General features: G+C 70.1%; 12 protein-coding genes. 8 read left to right on the top strand and 4 right to left on the bottom strand.

All coding sequences use genetic code 11. From position 1 onward, the window contains the following. Positions 1-2: 2 nt before the first annotated feature. Entirely contained in the window at positions 3-1,982 is a 1,980-nt protein-coding gene (locus ABS88_RS06940) for a heme-binding protein (RefSeq protein WP_067186366.1), read from the bottom strand. 5 nt (positions 1,983-1,987) lie between these two features. Then, complete coding sequence (locus tag ABS88_RS06935) at positions 1,988-3,427, bottom strand: multiheme c-type cytochrome (protein WP_067186368.1); 1,440 nt, start codon at positions 3,425-3,427, stop codon at positions 1,988-1,990. 287 nt (positions 3,428-3,714) lie between these two features. Between ABS88_RS06935 and ABS88_RS06930 the strand changes: the two genes are divergently transcribed. Beyond that, on the top strand, positions 3,715-4,626 hold the full coding sequence (locus tag ABS88_RS06930) for a tetratricopeptide repeat protein (RefSeq protein ID WP_148650933.1): 912 nt from the start codon (positions 3,715-3,717) through the stop codon (positions 4,624-4,626). 224 nt (positions 4,627-4,850) lie between these two features. Here the strand turns inward: ABS88_RS06930 and putA are convergent, their stop codons facing one another. Next, positions 4,851-7,943 (bottom strand): bifunctional proline dehydrogenase/L-glutamate gamma-semialdehyde dehydrogenase PutA, encoded by a 3,093-nt coding sequence (putA, locus tag ABS88_RS06925; RefSeq protein WP_286749479.1) that lies wholly within the window; start codon positions 7,941-7,943, stop codon positions 4,851-4,853. Positions 7,944-8,040: 97 nt separating this feature from the next. Between putA and ABS88_RS06920 the strand changes: the two genes are divergently transcribed. Next, positions 8,041-8,511, top strand: coding sequence for an Lrp/AsnC family transcriptional regulator (locus tag ABS88_RS06920; protein WP_067112580.1), 471 nt, complete (start codon positions 8,041-8,043; stop codon positions 8,509-8,511). Between the two features lie 293 nt (positions 8,512-8,804). On the opposite strand, the gene ABS88_RS06915 is transcribed toward ABS88_RS06920, so the two are convergent. After that, complete coding sequence (locus ABS88_RS06915) at positions 8,805-9,353, bottom strand: GNAT family N-acetyltransferase (protein ID WP_067112583.1); 549 nt, start codon at positions 9,351-9,353, stop codon at positions 8,805-8,807. A gap of 175 nt (positions 9,354-9,528) precedes the next feature. Here ABS88_RS06915 and ABS88_RS06910 point away from each other — a divergent pair, with 175 nt between their 5' ends. From ABS88_RS06910 to ABS88_RS06885, 6 genes are all read left to right on the top strand, one after another. After that, positions 9,529-10,833 (top strand): tetratricopeptide repeat protein, encoded by a 1,305-nt coding sequence (locus tag ABS88_RS06910; protein ID WP_286749478.1) that lies wholly within the window; start codon positions 9,529-9,531, stop codon positions 10,831-10,833. Between the two features lie 19 nt (positions 10,834-10,852). Then, positions 10,853-15,895, top strand: coding sequence for a hypothetical protein (locus tag ABS88_RS06905; protein WP_286749476.1), 5,043 nt, complete (start codon positions 10,853-10,855; stop codon positions 15,893-15,895). A gap of 113 nt (positions 15,896-16,008) precedes the next feature. Further along, positions 16,009-16,887: a hypothetical protein gene (locus ABS88_RS06900; protein WP_067186376.1), complete on the top strand. Its 879-nt coding sequence runs from the start codon at positions 16,009-16,011 to the stop codon at positions 16,885-16,887. A gap of 79 nt (positions 16,888-16,966) precedes the next feature. Then, on the top strand, positions 16,967-17,653 hold the full coding sequence (locus tag ABS88_RS06895; RefSeq protein ID WP_067112595.1) for a response regulator transcription factor: 687 nt from the start codon (positions 16,967-16,969) through the stop codon (positions 17,651-17,653). Positions 17,654-17,655: 2 nt separating this feature from the next. Continuing rightward, positions 17,656-18,996: a sensor histidine kinase gene (locus tag ABS88_RS06890; protein WP_311880232.1), complete on the top strand. Its 1,341-nt coding sequence runs from the start codon at positions 17,656-17,658 to the stop codon at positions 18,994-18,996. Then, on the top strand, positions 18,993-19,586 hold the full coding sequence (locus ABS88_RS06885; protein ID WP_286749475.1) for a hypothetical protein: 594 nt from the start codon (positions 18,993-18,995) through the stop codon (positions 19,584-19,586). The genes ABS88_RS06890 and ABS88_RS06885 overlap by 4 nt, the downstream gene beginning before the upstream one ends. Positions 19,587-19,599 lie beyond the last annotated feature (13 nt).

Here is a 19,599-nt window from a genome sequence, read left to right as displayed (position 1 = left end):
GCCTACAGCCCGTCGCAGACATTCTGCTGCGCCGTGTCGAGGAAGGGCGCGAACGGACAGGCGATGTAGCGCAGGCGCACCGTCTTGCCGTCGGCGAGGCGCACGACGACCCGGTCGGCGCGCATCGCGGCGGGCGCATTGCCGATGCCGCCGGCGCGCGCGCCGCCGTTGTGCGCACCGAGGAAGCTGATCATGTCGTCCTGGTCGATGCCGTCGCCCGACACCCCGATCGCCCCGACGAGCCGGTCGCCGCGATAGATGGGGACCGAACCCGGAAAGATCTGGATGCCGTTCTGCAGACGGTTCATGCCCGGCGCGACATCGGGCAGCGTCGTGCAGCGCTGCGGCGTGTCGGTCGCGCTCGCCCCCGACACGAAGCCGAGGTGCTGGCCGAGATTGCCGATGATCAGCGCCGACTGGAGCCCGGTGGAAAAGGGATTGAACTGCGCGATCGGGCGCGACAGCGGCCCGTTCGGCCGCCCGACCTCGCCATCGGGGAAATAGGGGCGCGACAGATTGCCGTTCGCGCGGTCGGGGAAGGCGATGGTGCCGGTCAGCGCCGCCGGATCGTTCAGGAAGCTGCGTAGCGCGGGAACGAACTGGCGCACGTCGGCGCTGGCGTTGGCGCTGAGTTCCGCGCCCGCCTGCGCCCCGGAAAAGAAGGCGGCGGTGCGCGCCTTCTGCAAGCTGACGTCGGTGCCGAAGATCGGCGCGTCGGGCGAGCGCACGATGCCGAGCGGCGCGCCGTGCGTGTCGACGACGCTGATCGACACCTGTGCACGGCTGTCGAGCGGACGGCGAATCTGCGCGCGCGCGCGGCTCATCACCGCGAACGCCTCTTCCAGCACCGCGCGCACCTCGGCCTCGGTGAGCGGCGCGCCGTTGGTCGCGCCGTCGGTGCCGGCGCGGATCGGGTAACGGTTAGCGCCGCTGCCGTCCGACAGCACGAACGCGTCGCGGTTCGAAAATTCGGCGCCGGTCGATGGTCGGATGCCCGACGCCTCGCTGCCATAGGCGGTCCCGGCGACGACCGCCGCGCCGGCATAGCCGATGACCGCGACGAGATTGCCGGCGGTGCCGTTCAGGCTCGCGAAGCTCGCGCCGCCGCCCGCCTTCAGCCCCGCATAGCTGGCGTCGGAAAAGCGCAGGGTCGTGCCGTCGATGCTGATCCGGTCGGCAAGGATGCCGGCCGGCACCTCGAACCCGCGCGTGCCGGCGAGCGCGATCGCCTCCTCGGCATCGTCGTCGATGTCGAGGATGTCGGGATCGCTGCCGTAGACGCCGTCGCCCATCACGCCGATGCCGCCGACGAGCACGCCATTCTTGTAGAGCGGAAAGCCGCCCGGATCGGCGGCGAGGCCGAGCGGCGAGCGCTTCGGCCCGATCAGCGCCGCGCCGCCCGCCGCGCCGAAGCGCGCCGACAGGTCGCTGCACGGCAACTGGCTGAACTGCACCCCGAACAGCGGCCCGCTTTCCAGCCCCACGGTGGTCGGCGCGGGCGGGAAATGCTGCTGGACGATCTGGCTCGCGGTGCGGGTCGAAAAGGCGTTGCCGCCGCTCGACAGATAGGCGCCGGTGATCGCCTTGGCGATCGCGCCGCCTTCAGCGGGGAAGGTGACGTTCTGCGCGTCGATGCTGTCGCCGTTCGGCGCCGGCGAGGTCGTCGCGGTCGCGCGCGCGCCGGTCATGCGAAAGACGCCCAGGACATTGCCGACGCGGTCGGTCACCGCAATCACCGACGGCAGGCCGCGCGCCTGTGCCTCTGCAATCGCCTGCGCGAGGATCGTCTGCACGTCGGCGACGCTCAGCGCTTCGGCGGCGGGCGGAACATAGACGCCGGTCGGCGTCGGCGTGGGGGCCGGGGTCGGAGCGGGCGACGGGGTCGGCGTCGAACTGCCGCCACCACCCCCGCACGAAGCGAGCAGCAGCGAGGCCATGACCGCCTGCGCGGAGGCGCGGAACAGGCGCGCGCGGATCGTCATCGCCCTCACCGCAGCGCCCGGATCGCTTGCACCGCGCGGCCCAGCGCCGCATGGAATTCGGACGGCTTGTAGCTGTTGGGGTCGGCGACCGCGGTATAGGCGCGGTCGATGTCGCTGCGGATGCCCGCCGCCGCGCCGACCGTGACGCGCCCCGAAGAGACCATCGCGCCGAGCAGCGTGTCGACCCCCATCACCGCCTGCTGCGACCCCGCATAGTCGGTGAAGCGGTCGCTGACCGCCTTCGCGGCGATCGCGTCGACCATCGTGAACGTATCGGTGCCGGCGAAACGGCGCGCGGCGAAGGCGCCCTTGAGCGCCGCGACCGTCTGCGCGAGCTGCGCCGCCGCGGCGACGGCGCTCGGCCGGTCGGTCGCCATCGCCCGGTGGAACGCCGCGCTGCGCACCGCGAGCTGGTCGGCCAGCGCCGGCGCCGCGACGCGCGCCGCCGCCGCCAGCATGATCAGATTCTCGTCATTATAGGGCGGCATGCCCTCGGGAATGCCGGGGCGGCCCGGATTGTCGAGGCTCGTCTTCACCGGTTTCGCCTGGTCGTAGATGCGGCGGTGGCAGCTGTGGCAGTCGAGGAAAAAGAATTCGGGGAAAATCCCTTCAGTTCCGCGCTTCGACTGGAATAGCGCGAGGCTGCGTTCGAGCGCGGTCGCCTGCCCCACCGCCCACATCTGGACATGGTCGGTGCGCGCCGACGGCGCCCCGAACTTGCGCCAGCCATAATCCTCATCCTCCTGATGATGCGCCTGGAGCGAGGAAAAGAGGTCGAGTTCGAACGCGATGCGCGGATGCCCCGCGGCCATGATGCGGTGGGTGACGAACTGCCCCTCGCCCGCCGCGCCGAAATGGCAATCGACGCACACGCCCGCGCGCACCACCGGGTCCTCCAGCTTGCGCAAGCCAGCACGCAGATTCGCCAGATGCTTCTCGCGCATCTCCGCCCCCGGATTGGCGTTGGTGCCGACGCCGGCATAATGGCTCGCGATCCAGCCGCCCGCCGGACCGTGGCACGATTCGCAGCTCACCCCGTCGGCGAGCGGCGCGGTGCCGCGGCTGACGGCGGCGTCGCTGTGACAGCCGAGGCACATCGGCGCCCGCGCCGGATCGCCGATGCCGAGGTTGCGCGCGATGAACTGGCTGCGGCCATTGCCGAGCACCGCCCAGGCGCGGCTGTGTGCGCCGCCGGGGGTGGAGGGGTCCTGCCAGCGCATCAGCTCGTCCTGGCGAACGACGGTGCCGTCGCCTTCCATCCGGCCGTGGCAGGTCGAGCCCGCGCAGGAGGCGACGCCCAGAAAGCGCCCGCCGCTTTCACCCTGCGACCGCGCGGGCGGCGCGGCGATCAGGGCCGCCGCCGTCAGCGCGAGCAGCAGCGCCGCAAGGGCCGCCATCGCGGCCCACGGCCGGTCGCTGCGCCCCGTGCCAGCGTGCATCCTCATTCCCGCCATCCCCCGTTGCCCCGTTCGTGCCCTAGGGTCTGGACCGGCGCCGCGCAAGCGGCCGGGTCGCGGAGTCGTCCTCCGTCACCGTCGATCGATCGACGTGGTCTGAAACTGCCATGGCACCTGCCCCCTGCGAATCGGGAAATCCGGTGCGACCCCTTGTTTTGCGATTTTATCGTTGACCGACCTTGATCCTCAAAGGCTACACCATCGCCGGGCAAAGGCAATATGCCTGCGATCACAGCCGGGATTTTCGAGGGGCAAAAATGGACGAGAGCAAGAAGATGACGGCCACCAATCGTGCGATCCTGATCGCCGCCTTCCTGCTGCTCGCGGGCGCCATCGGCTATGCGCTGTGGCGCGATGCGCGGTCCGCGGCCGTCGTCCCGGCGGGAATGGTCACCAACGCACCGCCATCCGACCGCCTCGCCGCGCTCGAGGCGCGGACCCGAAGCAACCCGGGCGACGCCGAGGCATGGACCGCGCTCGGCGCGGCGCGCTTCGACCTAGAGGATTATCCGGGGGCCGCCGAAGCCTATGAACGGGCCGTCGCCCTCGCGCCGAAATCGGCGGGGTTGTGGTCGGCGCTCGGCGAGGCGCGCGCCTATTCGAGCAAGCGCGACCCGCTGCCCCCCGCGGCGCTCGAGGCGTTCGAAAAAGCGATCGCGCTCGATGCGCAGGACCCGCGCGCGCGCTATTTCATGGCGGTAAAAAAGGATCTGGCCGGCGACCACCGGGGCGCGATCGACGCCTGGTTCGCGCTGCTCGCCGACACGCCGCAGGGCGCGCCGTGGGAGGCCGACCTGCACCGCACGATCGAGCAGGTCGGCGCGATCCACAAGATCGACGTCGCCGCCCGCCTTGCCGCGACGCAGGCGCGTCCGCTGAAAGCCGAGGAGATGCCCGTCGCCGCGCGCGCGATCCCCGGCCCCAGCCGCGCCGACATGGAAGCCGCCTCGCAGCTTCCCAAGGGCCAGCAGGACGCGATGATCGAGGGCATGGTCGCCAGCCTCGAAGCGAAGCTGAAGGCCGACCCGTCCGACGTCGACCGCTGGATCATGCTGATGCGCAGCCGCATGACGCTGGGCGAGACGGCGAAGGCGGCGCAGGCGCTGAAGGACGGCGTCGCCGCCAACCCCGCGGCGGCGGCGCGGATCAAGGCGCAGGCGCAGATGCTGGGCGTGCCGGGGGCCTAGAACATGATGACATGAGTTGGAATCGTCATTGCGAGGAGCGAAGCGACGCGGCAAGCCAGAGTGTGCGCAAACCGCTCTGGATTGCTTCGCTCCGCTCGCAATGACGAAGTGGGTCAATCTAAAGTCATCAGAGTCTAACCAGCCACGTCATCCCAGCGAAAGCCGGGATCGCTGGCGTCGTAGCAGGCCGATAGCGGCTCCAGCTTTCGCCGGAGCGCCGTATATTATCCCGCCATCAACGCCGCGTTGCCGCCCGCGGCGGTGATGTCGGTCGAGATCGACTTTTCCTCCGCGAAACGGTGCAGATAGTGCGGGCCGCCGGCTTTCGGGCCGGTGCCCGACAGACCGCGGCCGCCGAAGGGCTGCGAGCCGACGATCGCGCCGATCTGGTTGCGGTTGACATAGACGTTGCCGACCTGCGCGCGCGCCGCGACATGCGCCGCGACCGCGTCGATGCGGGTATGGATGCCGAGCGTCAGGCCATAGCCCGAGGCGTTGATCGCATCGATCAGCGCGTCGAGTTCGCCGCCCTTCCACGTCGCGACATGCAGCACGGGGCCGAAAATCTCGCGCTTGAGGTCGGTGACATGATCGAGCTGGATCATCACCGGCGGCACGAAGGTCCCGCCGTCGGGCAGCACCGTCCGCGCGGCTTCGGCGATCACGCGACCGGCGCTGCGCGCCTCGGCGACATAGGCGGCGATATTCGCCTGCGCCTCGGCATCGATGATCGGGCCGACGTCGGTCGAGAGGATCGCCGGATCGCCGACGTTCAGTTCGGCCATCGCGCCCGCGACGATCGCGATCATCGTTTCCGCCACATCCTCCTGCACGCACAGCAGGCGCAGCGCCGAGCAGCGCTGCCCCGCCGACTGGAAGGCCGACGCCACCGCGTCGCGCGCCACCTGTTCGGGCAGCGCGGTCGAATCGACGATCATCGCGTTGGCTCCGCCGGTTTCGGCGATCAGCGTCGCGATCGGGCCGTCGCGCCCGGCGAGGCCGCGGTTGATCATCCGCGCGACCTCGGTCGACCCGGTGAAGGCGACGCCGAGCAGGTCCGGGTGCCCGGTCAGCGCCGCGCCGACCGTCTCGCCGCGTCCGGGCAGATAGTGGAGCACGTCGCCCGGCACGCCGGCTTCGAGCAGCAAGGCCACCGCGGCGTGCGCGATCAGCGGCGTCTGTTCGGCGGGCTTGGCGAGCACCGCATTGCCCGCGGCGAGCGCCGCCGACACCTGGCCGAGGAAGATGGCAAGCGGGAAGTTCCACGGGCTGATGCAGGCAAAGACGCCCTTGCCTTCGAGCATCAGTTCGTTGCGCTCGCCCGTCGGGCCGGGGAGCGCGACGGGATGGGCGAAATCGGCGCGCGCCTGCGCCGCGTAATAGCGCAGGAAATCGGTCGCCTCGCGCACCTCGGCGATCGCGTCGGCGAGCGTCTTGCCCGCCTCGTCCATCGCGAGGCCGAGGAAGAAGGCGTCGCGTTCCTCCAGCAGGTCGGCGGCGCGTTCGAGCCGCTCGGCGCGAAAGGCGCCGCCGGCGAGGCTCCAGTCGCGTTGCGCGGCGCGCGCCGTCGCGACCGCCACGTCGACCGCCGCGGCATCGGCCTCGATCACCTGGCCGACGGTCGCGCCGGTCGCGGGATTGCGCACCGGCTCGGGCCGGCCCTCCCGCGCCGCGCCGCCGACGATCGGGGCGGCGACCAGGTCGCCACGCCGCGCCGCGCCGATCGCGGCCATCAGCGCCTCGGGCACCCCCGGATCGCCGAGGTCGTAGCCGCGCGAATTGCGCCGCGCCGGGTCGAACAGGTGCAGCCCGGTGGGGATGGTCGTCGGGACGCTCGCGATGCCGCGCGGGTCGACCGCAAGGTCTTCCGCGGTCACCTCAGGATCGGAGAACTGGTGCACGAAGCTGGAGTTGGCGCCGTTTTCGAGCAGGCGGCGGACGAGATAGGCGAGCAGGTCGCGGTGCGTGCCCACCGGCGCATAGACGCGCACCGGGCGCGGCGGCGGCGACAGCGCGAGGATCGCGTCGTGGGCGCCCTCGCCCATGCCGTGCAGGCGCTGCAATTCATAATCGGCGCCGTCGAACAGTTCGGCGACGAAGGCCAGCGTCATCGCATTGTGGCTGGCGAAGGCGGGGAACAGGCAGTCCTGGCATTCGCGCAGGATCTGCGCGCAGACCATATAGTTGAGATCAGTGTGATTCTTCGCGGTGAACACCGGGAAATCGTCGAGACCCAGCGTCTGCGCGCGCTTGATCTCGGTATCCCAATAGGCCCCCTTGACGAGCCGCATCGACAGCTTGACCCCGCGCTCCCGCGCCTTGGCGGCGACCCAGCGGATCACTTCGGGCGCGCGCGGCTGATAGGCCTGGATGACGATGCCGAGCCCGGCCCAGTCGTCGGCCAGCCCCGCGTCGATCAGCGCGGCATAGACGTCCATATGCGGTTCGAGCCGGTCGCTTTCCTCGGCGTCGATCATCAGCGGGATGTTGACCGCGCGCGCGGCGCGCGCGAGTTCGACGACATTGGGGATCAGCTCGTCGCGGACGCGGTCGCCCTGCAGATATTCGTAGCGCGGGTGGAGCGCCGACAGCTTGATCGAGATGCCATGGTTGGCGAACGGATCGCCCGGCCGGGCATCGCGGCCGATGCGCGCGATCGCCGCAGCATAGCTGTCGTAATAGCGCCGCGCGTCATCCGCGGTGCGCGCCGCCTCGCCCAGCATGTCGAAGCTCGCGAGCTCCGTCTTCGCCTTGTCGGCGCGCTTGACCGCGGCATCGATCGTCTGGCCCATCACGAACTGCTGGCCGAGCAGCTTCATCGCAGCGAGTGCCGCCTGCCGGATCACCGGCTCGCCCGAACGCCTGACCATCGCCTTGAGCAGGGTCAGCGGGTTCGCCTTGCTGCCGAGCGCGTCGAGCATCAGCGTCGCAGAACCGAGCGACAGGCCGCGCGCCGACAGCGCGACGATCAGCGGGCTGTCCTCGTCCTCGCCCTCGTTCCAGCGGCGTCCGGCGATCTTGTCGCGAATCAGCGCATTGGCGGTCGCGCTGTCGGGAACGCGCAGCAGCGCCTCGGCGAGGCACATCAGCACGACGCCTTCCTCGGTCGAAAGACGGTAGCGATTCATCAGCTGCGCGACGAGCGTCTCGCGCTCGCCCTCGGCCTTCGCCTTGCGAATCAGCGCGAGACCACGCCGCGTCGTCGCCTCGACAGTCGCGGGCGAATCCGCCAGCGCACGCCGCAGATCGGTGACGATTTCGGTTTCGGGACGGCGAGCGAGGGCGCGAAGAGCCGCGCGGTCGGGGGCGATGGTCATGGCCCGTCATAACAGAAAGCCATTGGTCGATCTGCCCTGATATGAAGCAATTATTTTACGGTTTGACCAAAATATGAACAGAAGTTAGGCAAAATGGATGAAGAAAGACGGCATCATAGTGGAATTGGATGAGTTCGACCGCAAGATCATCGCGATCCTGGGGCGCGACGGACGCATCACCTATACCGAGCTCGCGCAGCGCGTCGGCCTGTCGAAGACGCCCTGTCAGCAGCGGGTCAAGCGCCTGGTCGACAGCGGGCTGATCATCGGTTTCCGGGCGATCGTCGATCCCGCCAAGGTCGGCCTCGACCATGTCGCCTTCGCGGAGGTCAAGCTTTCCGACACGCGCGAGGAGGCGTTGCGCGAATTCAACGCGGCGGTACGCCGGATTCCCGAGGTCGAGGAATGCCACATGATCGCGAGCGGCTTCGACTATCTGCTCAAGGTCCGCACGCCCGACATCCGCCGCTATCGCATCGTGCTGGGCGAGAAGATTTCGAGCCTGCCGCACGTCGCGAGCACATCGACCTTCGTCGCGATGGAGACGATCTGCGAATCGGCGCGCTAGGACGGATCGTCCTGGCTTGCAGAGCCGCGTGCTCCCGCGCAGGCGGGAGCCCAGAGCTTCGAAGAGCCGGGGCCGGCATCACATCGCTCTGGGTCCCCACCTTCGCGGGGACACGGCGTGGTTCATCCAGACATGATGACGCCGCCAGACTCTGTCCTGTCTGGCTTGAAATCGAACCCATCCCCTGAAGGGGAGGGGCTTATCAGGCCGCCTCAACCTGGACAGGACAGATCATAAGATACCGGTTTTGATTCACGCGCTCCGACGCGCATCGGAGGCCGCAGCGAAAGGCGTCAGGGCGCCGCAGGGGTAAGCGGCTTGACCATGCGCAGCAGCGGGATGTCGACGCTTCCGACGCGGTCGAGCACCGCCTCCTTCGGCCGATAGCCGCAGGCACGATAGAGCGGCTCGCCCGCCATCGTCGCCATCAGCTCCGCCGCGCGGAAACCCGCCGCGGCCGCCGCCGTCTCCGCCGCCGCCAGGATATGGCGTCCGACCCCGCGCCGCGTAAAATCGGGGTGGGTATACATGGCGCGTACCCGCGCCGCCTCGTGCGCCGGGTCGAGCAGGCGCGGTTCGCGCAGCCCCGCGCTTGCGTCGTTGCCATAGAGGGTGGCGCGCCGGCTCCAGCCCCCGCACCCGGCGACGCATCCGTCGATCTCGACCAGGAAATAGGTGCCGTCCTCGACGAGCTGTCGATCGAGCCCCATGATCGCATGGCTCGCGGCGACCTGCGCGGGATCGAGAAAACCCTGCTGCAACTCGTCGATCGCGCGGGTCATCACCCCGCGCATCGCGGCAAGATCGTCGAAGGTCGCAAGGCGGCAGGACAGGTCGGACATGGCAGCCATCGGGAGGAAGAGGAAACCGCCCTGCGCCTTCGGACCGCGACCCGCAAGCCCCGTTTTCCCATCTCCTGTCAGCCTTTGTCATCATTGCGACGAACATCGTCACCGGACAGGAACCCCGCCCGAATCCTAGATCGTTCCCGACTCAACGACCGGACGGATTCACCCTATGCCGAACAGATTCCTGACCCTTGCCGTGCCGATCGGGCTGGCGCTGCTCGCGCCGCTGGCCGCGCAGCCGACGCTCGCGGCCCAAGCGCCGACAACTGCCGGCCCGGCCGCCGGCGCCTATGCCGAGCTTGCCGCCGAAGCCGACCGGCGCGCCGGCGATCCCGATTTCGACTATCGGCTCGGCATCGCCGCGCTCGACGCGGGCCATTATGGCGAGGCGGTGATCGCGCTGCAGCGCGTCCTTGCGGTGCAGCCCGGCAATGCGCCGGCGCGCGCCGAACTGGCGCGCGCCTATGCGATGGCGGGCGACATCGACACCGCGCGGCAGGAATTCGCGACCGTGGTCGACGATCCCAGCCTGCCCGATCCGGTGCGCCAGCGCTTCACCGGCTTCGTCCGCCAGTTCGACCGGCAGATCGGGGGCGGCGGGTCCGACGTGTCGGGGTTCCTCGACGTCCGCGCCGGCTATGACGACAATATCAACGCCGCGACCGACCTGACCACCATCGTCATCCCGCTGTTCAGCTTCCTCGGCCCCGGCACGCTCGGGCCCGGTGCGGTGGCGCGCGGCGACGAATATTACGAGATACAGGGCGGCGTGTCGGGCGTCACCGCGATCGGACGGCAGGACCGGTTGTTCGCCAGCGCGCTCGGCAACTGGCGCGACAATGTCGACAGCCGCGCCTTCGACCAGGCGGCGCTGACCGGCACCGCGGGCTATGCCCACAGCTTCGCCAACCGCGACGTCGTCTCGCTGTCGGGGCAGGTGCAGAAATTCTGGCTGGGCCACGACGGCTACCGCACCTCTTACGGCGTCATCGGCCAATATACGAAGCCGCTGGCCGGCGGCCGCGCGCTGACCCTGTCGGCGCAGTGGAACCGGTTCGATTACGACGGCGCGCCGCTGCGCGACGCCGACCGCTATGCCGTCGGCGTCGGCTATGTGACGCGCACGCTCGCCGCGGGCGTGTCGGGCGGCAAGGAAGAGACGCGCCGGCAGGTGGGCGACGCCGAATCGAACTGGTTCGCCGGCGCGAACATCGGCGGTGAATTTCCCGTCGCGGCCAAGGTGGCGCTGGTCGCCGGCGCCGCCTTCGACCTGCGCCGCTACGACCAGCCCGACGCGCTGTTCCTGACCCGCCGCAAGGACGAGCGGGTCGATTTGACCGCCGGGGTCAAGGTCGCGCTGACCGACGCCCTCTTCTTCCAGCCGCGCGCCACCTGGTCGCGCAACTGGAGCAACATCGCCCTTTACGATTACGAGCGCTGGACCGTGTCGGCCGGCCTCCGCCTCGAATTCTGATCCGCGGGAGAATATCGCCATGACCCCTAATCCGAAGCTTCGCCTCGGCGCCGCGCTGATGGTCACCGCCTCCAGCCTGTCGCTCGCCACCCCCGCGTTCGCCGCGCACATCCTCTTCTCGTCGAAAGGCGATACGCAGCCGCAGATCGGCGAGCGGGTCAACCAGATCGCGGGGCTGAAGCAGGTCCGGCTGGACGACGGCGCCGTCGTGTCGGTGCTCGACACCGCCGACTATCGCATCAATGCCGACGGAACGGTCGACCTCTATGTCGGCAGCGTGACGGTCGCCGGGGGCGACGCCACGACGATCGTGCGGATGCCCGACGGGGTCGAAGGCCGCGTGACCGGGCGCGGATCGGCGGCGAGCTTCAGCGTCGCCGCCGACGGCGGCGCGCGCGGCCATGTGCTGACCGGACAGGCCTTCATCGGCCGCGCCGACGCGCTGCGCCGCTTCGGCACCGGCGAGATGTTCGCGGTCGCGCCGGGCAGGAAGCCCGAGTTGGTCGTGTCGAACGGGGCGCAGACCACCCCCGACGCGAGCGACGATGCGGCGCAGGTCGCCGACATGGCCGCGGGCGGCCCGGCGGCGGCGGCGCAGAACGGCGTGCCGGTAACGCTGGGCGACGCGCTCGCCGCCGCGGGCGCGTCGAGCGACATATTGGCGGCGGCACGACGCGTCGACGCCGCGGTCGCCAACCCCGCGATCGAACGCTTTCCGAGCGGCGACCTCGCGCGGCTGGTCGCCGCCGCGGGCGGGCTGGAGCGCGCCTATGGCGGCACGCCCTTCCCCGCCGCGCAGGCCGACATCATCCGCACCTATCTGGGCTGGCTCGCCTCGGGGCGCGGCGGTGCCGACTTCCTCACCGCCTATGCCGGCTTCCTCGGCCAGTATCTCGACCTGATCCGCTCTGGCGCGGCGCCGTCGCGCTTCGAACGCGCGAGCCTTGCCGACATCAACGCCTTCCTCGCCTATGCGGCGCGCAGCGGGCGGCTCGCCGAACTCGGCGCGCGCGACCGGACACTGGTCGACGCCTATCTCGCCTTCCTGCGCGGCGGCGGCGATCCCGACCGCTTCGGGCAAGGCTTCACCGAACTGACGCAGGCCTATTTCGCCTTCATCCGCGGCGGCGGCGCGCCGGCCGATTTCACGCAGGCGAGCGCCGCGACGCTCGATGCCTATATCCGCTTCCTGTCCGACAGCGGGCTGGCCGAGGCGCTGAGCGCGGCCGACCGCGCGCTGCTCGCCGCCTATCTCGACAAGGGCGGCCTCGCCTTCGCAGGCCAGTATCGCAACGCGCTCGACGCCTATTTCGCATGGCTGGCAAGCGGCCGCCTGCCGAGCGGCTATGCCGCGCTCGACGCGGCGACGCTGCGCGCCTATCTCGAGACGCTGTCGAGCGCCGGGCTGCTGACGACGCTGGCGGGCGACAAGGCGCAATTCTATGCCGCCTATCTCGCCTTCCTCCAGGGCGGCGGCGCGCCCGACGCCTTTGCCGGCCTGCCCGCCAATGTCTTCGCGGGCTATGCCAGCCAGCTCGACGCCTATTTCGCCTTTCTTGCCGCGGGCAACCTGCCCTCGGCCTACAGCGGCGCCGATCTCGCGCAGCTTCAGGCCTGGCTCGCGCAGCTCCAGGCGGCGGGCGCGCTCGACCGCTTCCTCGGCGAGCGGGCCGATTTCTTCGCCGCCTATCTGGCGTTCCTTCAGGGAGGCGGCCAGGCCGATGCCTTCGCGGGGCTCAACGCAAACGTCTTCACGGGCTATGCGCAGGCGCTCGCGGCCTATTACGACTATCTGGCGCGCGGCGGCGTGCCGTCGGGCTATACCGCGCTGACGCAGGCGCAAATCCGCGCCTATCTGGCCGCGCTCGACAGCGCGGGCGCGAGCGGGGCCTTCCTCGACAGCCTCGCCGATTTCTATGCCGGCTATTTCGCCTTCGTCGCCGGCGGCGGCGATCCCGACCTGTTCGCCGGGCTGCCGGTGCCGCCCGACTATCCCGCCTTCGCCGCCGCGCTCAACGCCTATGCGGCCTTCCTCGCGGGCGGCGGACTGCCCGCCGATTATGACGCGCAGAGCCTCGCGACGCTGCGCGCCTATCTCTCGGCGATCGCCGCAGCGGGGCAGACGGGCGACCTGCTCGGCGCCAATGCCGGGCTGCTCGACGCCTATTTCGCCTATCTGGCCGGCGGCGGCGCGCCCAACGGCTTCGCCGGGCTGCCCGTCTATGCCGACTATGTCGCGGCGCTGAACGCCTATTACGCCTATCTCGCCGGCGGCGGCCTGCCGACGGGCTATGCGGCGCTGACGCAGGCGCAGATCAACGCCTATCTCGCGGCGCTCGACGCGGCTGGCGGCTTCGCGTCGCACGCGAGCCTCAACGCCTTCTTCGCGCAATATTACGCCTTCGTGCGCGCCGGCGGCGATCCGCTGAAATATGCCGCCCTGCCCGTCTATTCGGACTATCTCGCCGCCGTGCAGGCCTGGTACGCCTTCATCCTCGGCGGCGGGCGGCCGTCCGACTATACGGCGCTGACCCCCGAACAGGTCGAAACCTATCTGGCGCTGCTCGGCGACGCGGGGGTGCTTCAGGCGCAGCTTTCCGACACGACGCTCGTCTTCCTGACCGACTATCTCGCCTGGCTGGGCACCGGCGCCGACCCCGACCAGTTCGCCGGCCTGCCGATCAACACGCCCCCCGACCCGCAGTATAACAGCGTTCCCCAGCCGCCGCGGCTTGCCTATGCGGGCGGCTTCAATCCGGCGACGGCGGCGGTCAATTTCGTCACCACGCTGAACGTCGGCAACGGGCAGACGGTGCCCGGCAGCGAAGCCGGCTTCACGACCACCGCCTATGCGCTGGACGGCGACGGCGGCCTGACCAGCTACACGCGGGCGGGCGGCGTCACACGCACCAGGGGGACGACGACGGTCACCGACATATCGGGCAACGCCGACATCGTGATCGGCCGCTGGAGCGACGGCGTCAGCACGGGCGCGAATCCCTTCACGCTCAGCGCAGCCCAAGGCTTCCACTATCTGCTCGCGCGGCCGGTCGATGCGGGCTTCGCGCTGCCTGCGCAGGGCGTCATCGCCTATGACCTGCTCGCCGCGACGCGGCCGACGATGGTCGACGGCTCGCTGCCGGCGGGCGGCTTCGCCGGCGACATGGCGATCGTCCTCGGCGCCGCGCCCAAGGTCGCCTTCGACGCCACGGTGACGATGCCCGGCCTCGTCGGTCAGCCCGACCGGACGTTCCGCTATGCGACCGCCGGCGGCGTGACCGACCCGACCCAGTCCCAGACCGCGCTGACCCTGGCGAGCGGCGGCAATTTCCGCATCCTCGTCCCCGGCGTCGCCGGGGCCGATTGCCAGACGACCAATTGCCAGTTCGACGCCAGCGGCGTCTTTGCCGGCAACGCGAACCAGCTCGGCCTGACCTATGCCGCCCATAATGATCTGGGCAGCGCCAAGGCGGCGATCGGCGCGGCGATCTTCGGCAACGGCACGCTTTCGGGCGGTCCGCCGCCCGAGCCGACCTTCGTGACCGCCAACCTTCTGAGTTCGGAGGCACGGCTCAGCTCGACCTACGACGCCTATACCATCCACCCGATCAACCTGTCGGTCACCTCCAGCCCCAATGCGAACCAGGGGTACGAGATCGACGCGAGCGGCGCGATCGTCGGCGTGCGCACGATCGGCACCTATGGCGGGTACGACCGGATCGGCACCGCGACGCACGCCGACAGCGGGGCGAGCGACAGCGGCGTCCTGCAATGGACGCGCTGGACCGGCGGCCTGCTCGACATGCGGCGCAACGCCGGCACCGGCGGTCGCGGGCCCGTCACGCTGTCCGACAACCAGGGCTATCACTTCATCGTCGGAGCCCCGGCCACCAACCTGCCCGCTTCGGGGCGCGTCGACTATCAGCTCGTCGGCGGCACACGGCCGACGCAGGGCTATGGCGCGGCTGCGCCGGGCACGCTGGTCAGCGGCGCCGCGGCGGTGCAGTTCGGCACGCAGGCCAAGGTCGGGATCGACCTGGTGTTCGACTATAACAGCGATCGCTTCACGGCCCGGACCGCCGGGGGGCTCGCCAATCTGTCGGCGAGCGAGCTTTCGCTCTCCAACGGGGCCTTCTATGCCATTGGCGCGAACGGCAATGTGACGAGCACGGGCGGCACCTGCACCACCAGCTGCCGGGCGATCTGGAGCGGCTTCCTCGCGGGCCCCGCGGGCAAGGAAATGGGCCTCGAATATGTCGTCCAGCTGGGAACTTCGACCAACGAGGTGATCGGCGTCGCGGCCTTCGAGGCACAGCCCGCCCCGACCTTCTCGACCGGCGAATATACCAACCAATATGTGCTCAACGTGACCTACGCCCGGACCAACGACTCCGCCTATAATTCAAAGGTCACCTATGACGCGAACGGGATGGTCACCCAATGGACGCGCAGCAACGGATCGCCGGTCGGCGTCCTGCCGGAGCATCGCGGGCCGGCAGAGGAAAGCGGCAGCGTCAACGGCGTGATCGGCTGGGCACGCTGGCTCGACGTCAATAATATCGGGGCCGGCAACCCCAAGCTGCCCAATTCGGGCAATCCAATCCTGACGGGCACGCTGGCATCGGCGCTGCCGACCAGCGGCGGGGTCGAATATCAACTGATCGGCCAGACGCGGCCGGTCGACCGCGCGGGTAATCTGGAACCCGGCACCTTCACCGGCAACCTTGCGGTCGATTTCGCGACGAAAAAGGTCGGTTTCGATTTCGCCGTCGCCATCGATCAATATGGATGGGAAGTCCGAACCGCTGGCGGCGCGGCCAACCCGGCCAACGGCGGCCAGAACCTGTTGGGACTCGACCGGACCGCGTTCGAAGGCGCCCCGATGATCAGCGGAACGACCGCCGCGAGCTGCACGGTCAGCTGTTCGAGCGATGTGCGCGGCGCCCTGTTCGGACCGGGGGCATCGCATGTCGGCCTCGGCTATGCGATCAAGGACGGAAGCCTGGCGGTCAGCGGCGTCGCGACCTTCGCCGCGCAACCCCCCGCGCCCCCGGTGCCCTGAGATCGCCGGTCCCTAACGGCGATTGTCATCTCTCTGACAGCCTTGGTGTGTGGGCCGCGCCGGCCGTGCCCGGCATGATCGGCGCGACCCACAAGCCAAGGGAGGGAATTTCCATGAAGACGAAGGTTACGCTGATCACCGCCGCCGCGCTGCTCGCCGGCACCGCCCCATCGGCGATGGCCGCCGAGCAGGAAGCGGTCGCGCTCAACAAATGCGCGCAAAGCTATGGCTCCATCGCCGTGGTCGAAGGCGACACGCAGGGCTGGTCCGACTACGGCCTCGGATCCCCGCGCGAGCTGATCAATTCGCTCGCGATCGAATCGGGCTGCTTCACCCCGCACAGCCCGGCGAGCGGCACCCCCGCCGATTTCCTGATGAACGTCGTTGCGGGCGATTCGGAAGAGGTCGACAAGTCGGTCGAGATGGCCAAGTCGGCGGCGGTCGAAGGCCTCGTGCGGTCGGGCGCCGCGACCAGCATCATCTCCAAGGTGCCGGTGGGCGGCGCGCTGTTCGGCGCCTTCGGCGGCCTCGGCGGCAAGAAGAAGCGCGTCGCGGCGGGCATCAAGCTGCTCAGCCCCGCGACCGGCCAGGCAATCGTCGCGGGCACCGGCGAAGTGCGCAAGACGTCGATCAGCTTCGGCGGCGCCAACGCCTGGTCCGCCGCGGCGAACGCGAGCGGCTACGCCGGCAGCAAGGACGGCAAGATGTTGGTCGAGGCCTTCGTCAAGGCGTTCAACGCCGTCTCGGCACAGGGTTCGGCAATCGCCGCGATCCCGAAGGCCCGGCCGGCGCAGGCCGCCGCGGCGTCAGCGGGAACACAGGTCGCGATCGACACGGTGATGCGCGCGGCCCCCGCCGCCGACGCCGCCACGGTGCGCGCGCTGCGCGCCGGGACCGACCTTGTCCCCACCGGCCAGCGCAACGGCCTCTTCATCGAGGTCAAGGACAGCTATGGCACCCAGGGCTGGGTGTCGGTCGAGGACCTTGGCTGAGCGCCCCGCTTGCCCCGGCCCCCTGGCTATGCCAGAAGGGCCGGGGTCGCTTATCCTGGGGGAAGATGGCGCCAACAGCATGGAAACGCTGAAGATCCTGTATGTCGAGGATGACCAGCGCGCGGCCGGCGAGATTCAGGAACTCGCGGCGGCGCGCGGCGATACGCTCGTCTGGGAGAATAGCGGCACCGGCGGGCTGCTGCGCGCCGGGATGGAAAAGTTCGACGTCATCATCCTCGACCGCATGCTTGGCGATCTCGACGGGCTGACCATCCTCCGGCGCCTGCGCGAAAGCGGCGTCGGCACCCCGGTGCTGATGCTGTCGGCGCTCGGCCGCACCAGCGACCGCGCCGAAGGGCTTGACGCCGGCGCCGACGATTATCTCGCCAAGCCGTTCGAGGCCGAGGAGCTGATGGCGCGGCTGCGCGCGCTCTATCGCCGTGCGTCGGGGCGCGAACATAGCGCGGTGATCCTCTACGGCGCCTTCGAATGCCATGTGAAGGCGCGCACCGCCTTTCGCCAGAACCGCCACCTCGCGCTCAGCCCGCGCGAGTTCGAGCTGTTCCGCTATTTCATGGAGAATGCGGGCGAGGTGGTGACGCGCGAGATGCTGCTGCGCGACGTGTGGAACATGTCGTTCGACCCGCAGACCAACGTCGTCGACGTCAATGTCGGCCGGTTGCGCCGCAAGCTGGAGGACGGCTTCGGCGCCCCCGCGCTCGAAACCATCTGGGGCTCGGGCTACCGCCTGCTCGACGGGCGCTGAGGGTGGCGGCGCGCCGCTCGATCTTTTCGCGGATCGTCCTCGCCGCGATCCTGCTGTCGATGGTGCTGCTCGCCGCGCTGTGGGCGCTCACCGACCAGACCATCCGCGCGACGGTCGCCGAATCGGCGCACAAGGCGGTCGACGTTGATCTCGCGGGGCTTGCCGACATCCATGCGACGAGCGGCCGGGCCGAACTCGAACGCCGGATTCGCGACCGGCTCGCGATCACGCCGTCGGACGGCGGCGCGCCGCACTATATGCTCGCCGACGCGCGGGGGCGATGGATCGCGGGCGATATCCGCACCTGGCCGCGGCTCGACCCGGCGATCTCGGAAAGCGGGTCGATCCGCCTCGGCGAAGGCACGCGCGCCCATGCCCGCGCGACGCGGCTCGGCCCCGACCTGCAACTGATCGTCGCGCGCGAGACGCGCGGCGGCGCGCCGCTGCGCTGGCGCGTCGCGCTGGTCTTCCTCGCCGGCGGCGCGCTGTTCGTGCTGCTCGTCGGCACCCTCGGCAAGATCGCGGCGGGGCGGCTGCACTGGCGGATCGAGCGCATCAACGACGCCTTCCGCGATCCCGACGAAGAGCGGCTGATCGCGATGACCGCCGACGCGGAAAGCGACGAGATCGACGAGCTGGCCGGGCACAGCGCCGCGGCGCTGGCGCGGCAGAAGCGGCTGATCGAGGCCTATCGCGAAACCACCGACCAGATCGCGCACGAGATCCGCACCCCGCTGATGCATCTCGACGGGCGGCTGACCAAGGCGCTCGCCGCGGGGCCGGGCGAGACGGTCGCGGCACGGCTGATCGAGGCGCGCGTCGACATCAAGCGGCTCGTCGCGATGCTCGAATCACTGCTCGACATCGCCGCGAGCAAGGCGCGGCAGGGCGACCGGCACGGGCTGAAGCCCGTCGACCTCAGCGAGATGGTAACGCGCATCTGCGAGCTTTACGCCGACAGCGCCGAGGAATCGGGGCATGATTTCACCTGGGTCGTCGAACCCGGCGTGACGATGGACGGCGAGGAGACGCAGCTCGGCCAGCTCGTCACCAACCTGCTCGACAACGCCTTCAAATACGTCCCCGCAGGCGGCAGCGTGCGGCTCGGGCTCGCGCCCGGGCCGGTGCTGACGGTCGAGGACGACGGCCCGGGCGTCCCCGAGGCCGAGCGCGAGAAAATCTTCCGGCGCTTCCACCGCGTCGCGGGCACCCGGCACGATATACCGGGAAGCGGCCTCGGCCTCGCGCTTGCGCGCGCGATCGCCGAGCGCCACGATCTGACCATCCGCCTGATGCCATCCGACCGGGGCGCCAGGTTCGTCGTGAAAGAGGGAGCGGCATGAACGGACGCCAATGGGGACGGACATGGGGCATCGGCCTTGCGGGGGCAGCGCTGTGCGGATGCGCCGCGCACGGCTCGGAGCCGCCGGCGGCGCGCACCGCCGCGGCCGCCGAATCGCGGGCCAGCCAGCTCGCCGCCGACCTCGCCGCCGCCGATACGGCGTTCGAGGCGCAGGACAGGCCGGCGCTCGTCGCGGCGCTGACGCGCATCACGCGGCGCAGCGCCCGCCCGCTCGACCCCGGGGCGCCCGATCCGGTGCCGCTGTGGCGCGCGGCGGTGCCGGGCGACGTCCCGCCGCTGCGCGGCCGCGCGCTCGGTCCCGGCTATGTTCGCGGCACGCTGGCGCCCGGGGCGGCGACGCAGCTCGAACAGCTCTTCCTGTCGGGGCAGGCGGCGACGGTCGCCGCCAATTCGCGGCCGCGGGACGACCTGCGGCTGCGGCTTTACGACGCCGCAGGCAAGCTGGTCTGCGAACGCGCGCCGGCGTCGGCGCGCGACTGCCGCTTCACGCCGGTCTTCACGCAGCGCTATCGGATCGAACTCAACAACGCGGGCGCCGCAGCCGCGCGCTATTATCTGGTGGTCGATTGAGGCCGTCACGGGG

The sequence above is a fragment of the Sphingopyxis sp. SCN 67-31 genome (genome assembly GCF_001725095.1).
Note: the sequence above shows the minus strand (reverse complement) of the source record. Positions and strands in the feature narration are given on the sequence as shown.